Here is a 9,952-nt window from a genome sequence, read left to right on the forward strand (position 1 = left end):
CACGCCGCCCGATCCGTGAACTCCCCGACGAGCTGATCAGCCAGATCGCCGCCGGTGAAATGGTCGAGCGCCCCGCCTCGGTGGTGCGCGAACTGCTCGACAACGCGCTGGACGCCGGCGCGCGCCAGATCACCGTGCGGCTGGCCTCGGGCGGCGTGCGGCTGATCTCGGTGGAAGACGACGGCCTGGGCATTCCCCGCGAGGAACTCACGGTGGCGCTGCGCCGCCACGCCACCAGCAAGATCGCGAGCCTGAGCGACCTCGAAACGGTCGGCACCATGGGCTTTCGCGGCGAGGCGCTGGCGGCCATCAACGCGATTGCCGAACTCAGCATCCTCTCTCGCTTCACCGGCGCCGACAGCGCCTTCGTGCTCGACGGCGGCACGGGCGAGCTGCGGCCGGTGGCGCGCTCGGTGGGCACCACGGTCGAAGTGCGCGAGCTGTTCTTTGCCACGCCCGCGCGGCGCAAGTTTTTGAAGACCGACGCCACCGAGCTGGCCCACTGCATCGAGGCCGTGCGCCGCCATGCGCTGGCGCGGCCCGAGGTGGGCTTCTCGGTCTGGCACGACGGCAAGCTGATCGAACAATGGCGCGCCGCCGCCACGCCCGAGCAGCGGCTGGCCGATGCGCTGAGCGACGACTTCGTGTCGCAAAGCGTCTCCGTGCTGCGCGAAGGCGGCCCGGTGCGCGTGATCGGCCGTGCCGGCATTCCCGACGCGGCGCGCTCGCGCAACGACCAGCAGTTCTTCTACGTCAACGGCCGCTTCGTGCGCGACAAGGTGCTGTCGCACGCGGTGCGCAGTGCCTACGAAGACGTGCTGCACGGCCAGCGCCAGCCGGTGTACGTGCTGTACCTGGAGATCGACCCCGCGCGCGTCGACGTCAACGTGCACCCGACCAAGATCGAGGTGCGCTTTCGCGACGGGCGCGAGGTGCACCAGGCGGTGCGCCATGCCATCGAGGACGCCCTGGCCGCACCGCGCGCCGGCGATGCGCTGGCACCGGCCGACGCGCCGCCGCAGCCCTTCTTCAAGCAGACACCGCTGCCGCCGAGCGCCAGCTGGTCGCAGCCCGCGATCCCGTTCCAGGCGCGCGAGCGCGGTGCCGGCGACTTCGAGGCCATGTGGCCGCGGCGCACCGAGGAACAGGGGCATGCGCCGGTCACGGCCCCGTCGCAGTGGCAGACCGAGGCGCCGGCGATGTCGTTCCGCGCGCCGGTCGGATTGCCCGACAGCGAGGCCCTGGCCCCCATGCCAGCGCCGGTCATGAACCAGGACGCCTGGCCGCTGGGCCGCGCGCTGGCCCAGCTGCAGGGCATCTACATCCTGGCCGAGAACAGCCAGGGCCTCGTGATCGTCGACATGCACGCGGCGCACGAGCGCATCGTCTACGAGCGGCTCAAGACCCAGCTCGACGGCGCGGCCATCACGAGCCAGCCGCTGCTGATCCCGGCCACCTTCGCGGCCACGCCGCAGGAAGTGGCCACGGCCGAGGCCTGCGCCGAGGTGCTGCCCACGCTGGGGCTGGAGATCACGCCCTTCTCGGCCCGCACGCTGGCCGTGCGCGCCGTGCCCGGCACGCTGGCCGACGGCGACCCGGTGGAGCTGGCGCGCAGCGTGCTCGCCGAGCTGGGCCAGCACGACGCGAGCACCGTGGTGCAGCGCGCGCAGAACGAGCTGCTGTCGACCATGGCCTGCCACGGCGCGGTGCGTGCCAACCGCAAGCTCACCATCGACGAGATGAACGGCCTGCTGCGCCAGATGGAAGCCACCGAGCGCTCCGACCAGTGCAACCACGGCCGGCCGACCTGGCGCCAGCTGTCGATCCGCGAGCTCGATTCGCTGTTCATGCGCGGGCGCTGAGCCCGTCATCGGCGGCCACGCCGACATGCCGCAGCGTGACGGCGGCCAGCACCGCCAGGACCGCGATGCTGACAGCGCTGGTGGCTGCGGCGGCATTCAGTCCTGCGAGGAAGGCGGCTTGCGCCTGTTCAAGCACGCCTGCGGGCAATTCATGCGCGACCGCTGTAGCGCCGGCCAGGCTGTCCGATACCGCGCGTTGAAGGTTCACCGCCATGCCATCGATCGGGTCGCCCATTCGCGTGCGATACACCGCCGTCGTCAGGCTGCCCAGCGTGGCGATGCCCACGGCCAGGCCCAGCTCCTGCACCGTTTCGGACAAGGCCGAGGCCGACCCGGCCTTCTCGGGCGGCGCGGCGCCCACAACCAGGTCGGTCCCCAGCGCGGCGATGGTGCCCAGGCCGAGGTACACGAGCGAAAACGCGGCTGTGACCAATGCAATGCCATGCGGCGTGCGATCGAGCTGGCTCAGCACCAGGTAGCCCACGACCGACAGCCCCAGCGCGCCCGCCATCACATGGCCCGGCCGGATGCGCCGCGCGAGCAGCGGCGCCGTGATGCCGGCCACCAGCATCGCAAGCGCCGGTGGCCCCATCCACAACCCGGCCTCCAGCGGTGACAGGCCCGCCACCAGCTGCAGGTACTGGGTCACCAGCAGCATCGTGCCGCCGACACCGACCAGCCCCACCAGCAGCACGACGAGCGCGACGCTGAAGGCCCGGCTGGCGAACAGGCCGAGGTCGATCAGCGGATGGTGCAACCGCCGTTGCCGCCGGACGAACCCCAGCGCGAACGCCAGCCCGCCGACGAGCGCCAGCACGGCCCCGACACCGACCCCGTCCTTCGCGACCTGCTTGATGCCGTAGACCACCGGCAGCAAGGCAAGCAGCGACAGCGCGACGCTGGGCAGGTCGAGCCGCCCCTGCTGCGGCGCGCGGTACTCCGGCAGCAGGAACGGCGCCGCCACCAGCAGCAGCCCGACCACCGGCAGCGCAACGAGAAAGGCCGCGCCCCAGCCGTGGTGCGCGAGCAGCAGGCCGCCCACCACGGGCCCGGCCGCCATGCCGAGCGCGAACATCGTCGCCCACAGCCCGATGGCGAGCGCGCGCTGGTGCGGGTGCAGGAACATGTTGCTGATCAGCGCCAGCGTCGACGGCATCAGCGTCGCGCCCGCCACGCCGAGCACGGCACGCGCGGCGATCAGCTGGCCGGCGCTGGTCGAACAGGCCGCCATGACCGACGCCACGCCAAATGCCGCCGCGCCCACCATGAGCAGCTTGCGCCGCCCGATGCGGTCGCCCAGCGTGCCCATCGTGACGAGAAAGCCGGCAATCATGAAGCCGTAGGCATCGACGATCCACAGCGCCTGCGCGCTCGTGGGACGCAGGTCCAGGGCCAGCGCGGGCAGTGCCAGGTGCAGCAGCGTGAGGTCGAGGCCGAGCAGCAAGGTCGGCAGCGCCAGCAGCGCGAGCCCGGTCCATTCGCGGGCGCCGGCGCGGCCGTCGCGCCTCGCGGCCGGAAGGTGGTCGGAAAGGAAAAGTGAATCGCAAGGTGCGGTCAAAAGGGGCCTCCGGGTGCGCGTTCGGGTTGCGGAAGCCCCATCTTCAGGACAATATCATCACATTACAATTTAAGCGTTTATCCTATTACTGGAGACAACAGGCTTGATCGAACGCAGCCTCAGCCGCACCAAGAACGAGCTGTCGGAGTTCCTGACCCGGCACCGCCGCAAGCTCACGCCCGCCGATGTGGGCCTGCCCTCGCAGGGGCGGCGCCGCACGCCCGGCCTGCGGCGCGAAGAGGTCGCGGTGATGGCCGGCGTGGGGCTCACCTGGTACACGTGGTTCGAGCAGGGGCGCGAAATCCAGGTGTCGCAGAAATTCCTGCTCGGCGTGGCCCACGCCCTGAAGCTCGACGACGCCGAGTGCAGCCACCTGTTCCTGCTGGCCCACAAGCGCCCGCCCCCGCCCGAGGCCCATCAGCAGGTGTCGGTCACGCCCCGCATCCAGCAGCTCATGGACGAGCTGCCCACCCGCCCCGCCTACGTGTTCAACCTGCGCTGGGACGTCGTGGCCTGGAACGCCGCGGCCGACGCGCTCTTCGGTTTCAGCGCGCGCGAGCGCGAGGCGTGCAACCTCCTTCGCATGGTGTTCGCCGACCCCGAACTGCGCCGGCACCTGCCCGCCTGGCGCGACGATGCGCCCGGGCTGCTGGCGCAATTCCGATACGACTTCGCCATTGCGCCCGACGATCCGGCCATGCTGGGCCTGGTCGCGGACCTGAAAGCGCTCTCGCCCGACTTCCACCGCTGGTGGGACACCCCCGACAGCGCGCCCGCCCGGCGCGGCCTCGGATGCGTACAGACGGCCGACAGCGGACCGTTGGAGTTTCACCACGAAACACTCGTGGTCGACACGCACCGGCACCTGCGGATGGTGGTGTATTTCGTGCAGCCGGCGCCCGGCTGAACACGGGGGCCTGTGCGGCAGATAAGCGCCGTCAGCGCCCATTTCGAGGGTTTTCGAGGGTTTTGTGGCGTCATCCACGGTGCGGGCACGCACGTTGCATGGTCTCGTGCCAGGCGCCGGCGAGCGCTGCACAGGGGGAGCTGACACGCGATGCCGACGCGTTTCAGAAAGCAAGCAGATGAACTTTCGGCCGACTTTCGCTGTCCCTCCACCCCATGATCAAACGCTGGCCCCTCCTCGCGTCCATCTTTTCGCTCTGTGCCCTGCTGGCAGCCGGCTGTTCGACCCTCGACGAACGCCAGCGCGAATGGATCTTCCAGCCCAGCGACCGCAGCTGGGGCAATTCGGCCCAGATGACCGAAGGCATGCAGGATGTCTGGATCGACTTCCAGTCCTCCATCACCGGTGAACCGGCGCGCCTGCACGGCCTGTGGCTCGGCGGCGCCCCCGAAACCACCGAGACCCCCGTGCTGCTGTACCTGCATGGTGCGCGCTACAACGTGGCCGGCTCGGCACCGCGCATCCAGCGCATGCACGAGCTGGGCTTCTCGGTGCTGGCCATCGACTACCGCGGCTTCGGCAAGAGTTCCAAGGGCCTGCCCTCGGAAGCCTCGGCCCGCGAAGACGCCCGCGCCGCCTGGACCTGGCTGGCCGCACGCCATCCACGCCAGCACCGTTACATCTTCGGCCACTCGCTGGGCGGCGCCATCGGCATCGACCTGGCGGCCACCGTGAACGACGAGAGCGGCACCATCGTCGAAAGCACCTTCACCTCCATCGCCGACGTGGCCAGCAGCTTCAAGTGGGGCTGGCTGCCCTTCGGCCCGTTCATCACGCAGCGCTTCGAGGCGATTCGCACCGTCAAGGACATCGGCGCGCCGCTGCTCGTGGTGCACGGCACCGCCGACAGCCTGATCAACCCCACGCTCGGGCGCAAGCTGTACGACGCGGCCACGGTGCCCAAGATGTTCGTGCTGGTCGAGGGCGGCTCGCACCACAACACCAACTCGGTGGGCGCGACGCAGTACCGCGCCGCGCTGTCGCAGCTGTTTCGCATGAAGCCCGAGGACAGCAGCACCGTGGCAGACAGCCGGCCGCAGCCGCGGCTGGTGTCACCGCGGCCTGCACCGCCTTCCTTGCCTTCCGCGGCGCTGTCGCCGCAAGAGGTGCGGGGCGAGGCGCACACGCCCGCCCCCGCCGCCATCTAGCCCGCCTTTTTCAGACGGTTCCGTTCCCGCGTCAGGCCGAGGCCAGGTCGAACGGCAGCTGGCGCAAGGGCTTGCCCGTCAGCCGCGCCACGGCGTTGGCGAAGGCAGGCGCCAACGGCGGCAGGCCGGGCTCCCCCATCCCCTTGGGCGCATCAGCGCTGGGCACGATGTGCACGTCGAACTCGGGCACCTGCGTGATGCGCGCCACGCTGAAGTCGCCGAAGTTGCCCTGCTGCACGACGCCGTCCTTCAGCGTGATGGCGCTGCCCTGCAGGCAGGTCGACAGCCCCATCACCGCCGCGCCCTGCACCTGCGCTTCCACGCTGCGCGGGTTCACCGCCAGGTTGCAGTGCACGCCCGAAGTCACGCGGTGCAGCACGGGCTGGCCGTCCTTCACCGACGCTTCGACCACATAGGCCACCACCGACTCGAAGGACTCGTGCACGGCCACGCCCCAGGCGCGGCCTTCGGCCAGCTTCTTCTTGCCGTAGCCGCTCTTGTCGACCGCCAGCTGCAGCGCGGCGCGGTGGCGCGGGTGCTTGTCGCCGAAGAGGCTCATGCGGTAGGCCACCGGGTCCTGCTTGGTCGTGCGGGCGATCTCGTCGATCAGCGTCTCCATCACGAAGGCGGTGTGCGTGGAGCCCACGCTGCGCCACCACAGCACCGGCACGTTGACCTGCGGGTGATGCACCGTGAGGCGCATCGGCACGGGGTACGGATCGCGCATGCCCTCGACGGCCGTGGCGTCGATGCCGTCCTTCACCATGGAGCCGGCGAACACCGTGCCCGCGGTGATGGACTGGCCCACGATCACGTGGTCCCACGCGAGGATCTTGCCGCGCGCGTCGAAGCCGATGCGGGCGCGATGCAAGTGCATGGGGCGGTAGTAGCCGCCCTTGATGTCGTCCTCGCGGCTCCACAGCAGGCGCACGGGGGCGTCCTTCAGGCCGGCGGTGCGCGCGGCCTTGGCGATCTCGCAGGCCTCGACCACGAAGTCGCTCGATCCCACGAAGCGCCGGCCGAAGCCACCGCCCGCCATCTGCACGTTCACCTTCACCTGCGCGGGATCGAGCTTCAACGTGCGTGCCGCGGCCTGGCCGTCGAGGTCGGCGGACTGCGTGCCGACCCACAGCTCGGCGCGGCCGTCCGACAGCTTCACGGTGCAGTTCTCCGGCTCCATGGGCGCATGGGCCAGGTAGGGAAACACGAACTCGGCCTCGAGCTTGTGCGGCGCGCCGGCCAGCGGCGCCATGTCGGCGTCGAACTTGCGGTTGCCGGGGCGGCCGGCCAGTTCGCGGTACTGGGCCAACTGCTTGTCGCTGTCGACCTTCTCCACCGCGTCGGTGTTCCACTGCAGCTTGAGCGCGTCGCGGCCCAGCTTGGCGGGCCAGTAGCCGTCGGCCACCACGGCCACGCCTTCGGCGCCGCGGTCCAGCGGAATGCGCAGCACGGCCTTCACGCCCTTGACGGCACGCGCCGCGCTGTCGTCCATCGAGGCCAGGCGGGCGCCGAACACGGGCGGATGCGCCACCACGGCCGTGAGCTGGCCGGGCTGCTTCACGTCGATGCCGAAGTCCTGTCGCCCGCTGCTCTTGGCGCGTGCGTCCAGGCGCGTGGTCGGGCGGCCGATGATCCGGAAGTCCTTCGGGCTCTTCAGCGTGACCGTCTCGGGCACCGGCAGCGCCATGGCTGCTTCGGCCAGCTCACCGTAGCCCGCCTTGCGCCCGCCCGGGCCGATGACCGTGCCGGCCTGCGTGCGCAGCGTGGCCACGTCGACCTTCCAGCGCTGCGCCGCGGCCAACAGCAGCATGGCCCGTGCACGCGCGCCCAGTTCGCGGTACTGCGTGTAGCTGTTCTTGATCGAGTTGGAACCGCCCGTCAGGTGCATGCCGAACAGCGGGTCGGCGTAGGCGGCATCGTTGGTGCCGCTGCGGCTGCGCACCAGGGCCCAGTCGGCATCGAGCTCTTCGGCCAGGATCATCGGCAGGCCGGTCTGCACGCCCTGGCCGAACTCGAGGCGGTTGATGGTGACCGTGACCTCGCCATTGGGCGCGATCTGCACGAAGGCCGAGGGCTGTTGCGTCGGCTTGAGCGCGCCACCGGCCTTGGCCGGGCCGTCGGCCTGCGCCATGGCCATGTGAGGGAACGCGCCGAGCACGAGGCCGCCGGCGCCGGCCATCTTCAGGAAGCTGCGACGGGGCAGCGTGGCGGCCGCGTCGGCGTCATCGGTCGCAGGCTGGGCCATCAGGCGCTGCAGCGCGCGCGGCAGGTCGTTGTAGTCGATGTTGGGCAGCATGTCGGCTCCTTAGGCGAGGGTCTTGGCCGCATCGGCCACGGCGGCGCGGATGCGGGCGTAGGTGCCGCAGCGGCAGATGTTGCCGGCCATGGCCGAGTCGATCTCGTCCGTGCTGGGCTGCTTGCCCTTGGGCAGCGACTGCAGGAAGGCGGTCGCGCTCATGATCTGGCCACTCTGGCAGTAGCCGCACTGCGCGACGTCGTGCTTGACCCACGCGGCATGCACGGCCGCGCCCACGCGGTCGCTGCCGCCGGTCACGGCTTCGATGGTGGTGATCTTCTTGCCCTCGGCCGCCGCGATGGGCGTGATGCACGAGCGGATGGCCTGGCCGTCCATGTGCACGGTGCAGGCGCCGCACAGCGCCGCGCCGCAGCCGAACTTGGTGCCGGTCATGCCCAGCGTGTCGCGCAGGGCCCAGAGGATGGGGGTGCCGGGGTCGGCGTCGACCGTGTGGTCACGGCCGTTGACGTGGAGCGCGCTCATGTGGGTTTTCTCCGTGGGTGGGTTGAAACGATCTGGTTCACTTGGCGCCGTCGAGCACCCATTGCGCGAGCGCCTGCAGGTCCCCGTCGGGAACCTGGGCTTGCGCGGGCATGGGCATCGCGCCCCACTTGCCCGAACTGCCGGCCTTCATGCTGGCGGCCAGCTGCGCGGCCGTGCCCTTGCCGTCGCCGTAGCGCGCGCCGATCTCTTTCCAGGAGGGGCCCACCACCTTCACGGCGGCTTGGTGGCAGGCCACGCACGCGTACTTCTGTGCCAGCGCGGTGCTGGCAAAGGCGGGCGCGGACCCGGCCATGCTCGCGCCGATGGCCAGTGCGGCCACGAGCGAGGCGGTGATGCGATGCGGATGTCGTTCGTCGTGGGTCATTTCTTTTTTCATCATCGTGGAGGGGAAGCACGGTCCTCGCGCCGCGCGCGGCAGGACTTCACGGCGGCCAGTGTCCGACGAAGCGCCCGCCGCCACTTGCCCAATCCGCGCGCGTTCTTGCCTGAAACAACGAGACTGCGCCAAAAACGCCAAGCGCATGAGATGCGCCCGCTAGACTTTGCGCAAGCACCCGAAAGGATTCAGATGGAAGTGCTACAGCCGACGCAGCCAGACGATTCGGCCGTCCTCGGTGCCCTGGCCACGGCCGTCGGGCGCATTGCCCGAAACGACGGCGACCACGCCACCGCCATTCCCGAACTCTCGCTGCACCGTCGCAGCGCCGCGACCGAGCCCGTGCATTGCATCTACGGCTTCGGCCTGGGCATCACCGTCGGCGGACAGAAGCGCGCGGCGCTAGGCGACGAGATCTATGAATACGGCGCCGGGCAGTCGCTGCTGATCACGGCCGACCTGCCCGTGGTGGCCCACGTCACCCGCGCCAGCGCGGCGCAGCCCTTCCTGGGCCTCATGATCCGGCTCGATCCGCGCGCCATCGTGCAGGTCGCGACCGAGATGGCGCTGCCCCCGCCGTCCAGGGAGCCCCACAACCAGCGCGCCCTGTCGCTGGGCGCGCTCGACCCGACGCTGCTGGGCACCGTCACGCGGCTCGTCGAGCTGCTGGCCGAGCCCCGGCTCGTTCCCCAGCTCGCGCCGCTGCTGCAGAAGGAAATCGTCGTGCGCCTGCTCGCCGGGCGCCACGGCCCGCAGCTGCAGCGCCTCATGACCGTCGGCTCGCCCAGCCAGCAGGTGGCGCAGAGCCTGGCGTGGCTCAAGATGAATTTCAGGAAGCCCGTGCAGGCGGACGAGCTGGCCGCGTCGGCGCACATGAGCCCGTCGACCTACCGCCAGCACTTCCGCGCCGTGACCGGCATGAGCCCGATGCAGTACCTGAAGCAGTTGCGCCTGCAGGAAGCGCGGCAGCTGATGCTGAACCAGAACATCGATGCGGGCACCGCCGGCGTGCGCGTGGGCTACGAAAGCGCCTCGCAGTTCAGCCGCGAGTACGCGCGCCTGTTCGGTGCGCCGCCGCTGCGCGACATCCGGCGGATGCGGGACGCGACCGTCGTCGCCTGAGCGCTGCGTCGCAGGCAAGCCCCGGGCAGCCGCCCGGCGTCCCAGACAAGCCCCGTGCAGCGGCCCGGCGCGTGTCATTTGCTACCCTCGACGCATGCCCCCCGCTTCCCCTGTTCCCC

The 9,952-nt window shown here is 70.5% G+C and carries 8 protein-coding genes; 4 read left to right on the plus strand and 4 right to left on the minus strand.

The annotated features are described in order from the left end of the window. Window positions 1–1,862, plus strand: a 1,862-nt coding sequence (mutL, locus tag AC07Y4_RS31875; RefSeq protein ID WP_495275620.1) for a DNA mismatch repair endonuclease MutL, incomplete at its 5' end; no start/stop codon positions are given. On the opposite strand, the gene AC07Y4_RS31880 is transcribed toward mutL, so the two are convergent. Then, a complete protein-coding gene (locus tag AC07Y4_RS31880) occupies window positions 1,846–3,420 on the minus strand; it encodes an MFS transporter (RefSeq protein WP_495275621.1) in 1,575 nt (524 codons plus the stop codon). The two genes, mutL and AC07Y4_RS31880, sit on opposite strands and share 17 nt — an antisense overlap. A gap of 103 nt (window positions 3,421–3,523) precedes the next feature. Between AC07Y4_RS31880 and AC07Y4_RS31885 the strand changes: the two genes are divergently transcribed. After that, complete coding sequence (locus tag AC07Y4_RS31885) at window positions 3,524–4,327, plus strand: helix-turn-helix transcriptional regulator (RefSeq protein WP_495275622.1); 804 nt, start codon at window positions 3,524–3,526, stop codon at window positions 4,325–4,327. A gap of 215 nt (window positions 4,328–4,542) precedes the next feature. Further along, window positions 4,543–5,535, plus strand: coding sequence for an alpha/beta hydrolase (locus AC07Y4_RS31890; RefSeq protein ID WP_447745695.1), 993 nt, complete (start codon window positions 4,543–4,545; stop codon window positions 5,533–5,535). A 31-nt stretch (window positions 5,536–5,566) separates the two neighbouring features. Here AC07Y4_RS31890 and AC07Y4_RS31895 read toward each other — a convergent pair whose 3' ends face one another. From AC07Y4_RS31895 to AC07Y4_RS31905, 3 genes are read right to left on the minus strand one after another with little or no spacing between them, the layout of a single operon-like run. Further along, window positions 5,567–7,831, minus strand: coding sequence for a xanthine dehydrogenase family protein molybdopterin-binding subunit (locus tag AC07Y4_RS31895; protein ID WP_495275623.1), 2,265 nt, complete (start codon window positions 7,829–7,831; stop codon window positions 5,567–5,569). A gap of 9 nt (window positions 7,832–7,840) precedes the next feature. Then, window positions 7,841–8,314 (minus strand): (2Fe-2S)-binding protein, encoded by a 474-nt coding sequence (locus AC07Y4_RS31900; protein WP_062478499.1) that lies wholly within the window; start codon window positions 8,312–8,314, stop codon window positions 7,841–7,843. A 37-nt stretch (window positions 8,315–8,351) separates the two neighbouring features. Further along, window positions 8,352–8,699 (minus strand): c-type cytochrome, encoded by a 348-nt coding sequence (locus tag AC07Y4_RS31905; RefSeq protein WP_354345064.1) that lies wholly within the window; start codon window positions 8,697–8,699, stop codon window positions 8,352–8,354. A 204-nt stretch (window positions 8,700–8,903) separates the two neighbouring features. On the opposite strand from AC07Y4_RS31905, the gene AC07Y4_RS31910 reads away from it, so the two are divergent. Next, complete coding sequence (locus AC07Y4_RS31910; RefSeq protein ID WP_139699912.1) at window positions 8,904–9,833, plus strand: AraC family transcriptional regulator; 930 nt, start codon at window positions 8,904–8,906, stop codon at window positions 9,831–9,833. The last annotated feature ends 119 nt before the right edge of the window (window positions 9,834–9,952 follow it).

The organism is Variovorax sp. GW460-12-1-14-LB1, from assembly GCF_059423605.1.

What these genes read in the sequence shown, in the direction of transcription:
- AC07Y4_RS31910 (WP_139699912.1), top strand. Translation starts at nt 8,904, where the DNA reads ATGGAAGTGCTACAGCCGACGCAGCCAGACGATTCGGCCGTCCTCGGT.
- AC07Y4_RS31895 (WP_495275623.1), bottom strand. Translation starts at nt 7,831, where the DNA reads ATGCTGCCCAACATCGACTACAACGACCTGCCGCGCGCGCTGCAGCGC.
- AC07Y4_RS31890 (WP_447745695.1), top strand. Translation starts at nt 4,543, where the DNA reads ATGATCAAACGCTGGCCCCTCCTCGCGTCCATCTTTTCGCTCTGTGCC.
- AC07Y4_RS31900 (WP_062478499.1), bottom strand. Translation starts at nt 8,314, where the DNA reads ATGAGCGCGCTCCACGTCAACGGCCGTGACCACACGGTCGACGCCGAC.
- AC07Y4_RS31905 (WP_354345064.1), bottom strand. Translation starts at nt 8,699, where the DNA reads ATGACCCACGACGAACGACATCCGCATCGCATCACCGCCTCGCTCGTG.